Origin of the sequence: Paenibacillus sp. J22TS3 (genome assembly GCF_018403205.1) — a bacterium.
GTDB lineage: Bacteria > Bacillota > Bacilli > Paenibacillales > Paenibacillaceae > Fontibacillus > Fontibacillus tuaregi.
Window position 1 is genome coordinate 1 of the sequence record NZ_BOSF01000054.1, and the last position, 223, is coordinate 223.

The following is a 223-nucleotide window of genomic DNA, read 5'->3' on the forward strand; positions in this document are numbered from 1 at the left end:
ACAAATACCCGAAGGACGCAGTTCCTAGAAGGGTGCGCAAGTTCGTTTCGTATCTAGTTTTCAGGTGATCAAGCCTGAGGAGAAGATGTGGGGCCTTTATCAAGGACTGATATTTTCTCGCAGCGATTTCGAGAAGCGGAAGCTTCGAAAAATCATGTTTGGTGGCGATGGCGGAGGGGTTCCACGCGTACCCATCCCGAACACGACCGTTAAGCCCTCCAGC

At 51.6% G+C, this 223-nt stretch carries 1 rRNA gene; it reads left to right on the plus strand.

The features are described 5' to 3' along the window. Nucleotides 1-157: 157 nt before the first annotated feature. Nucleotides 158-223: ribosomal RNA gene (gene rrf, locus KJS63_RS26015) — 5S ribosomal RNA — on the plus strand; the annotation flags it as partial.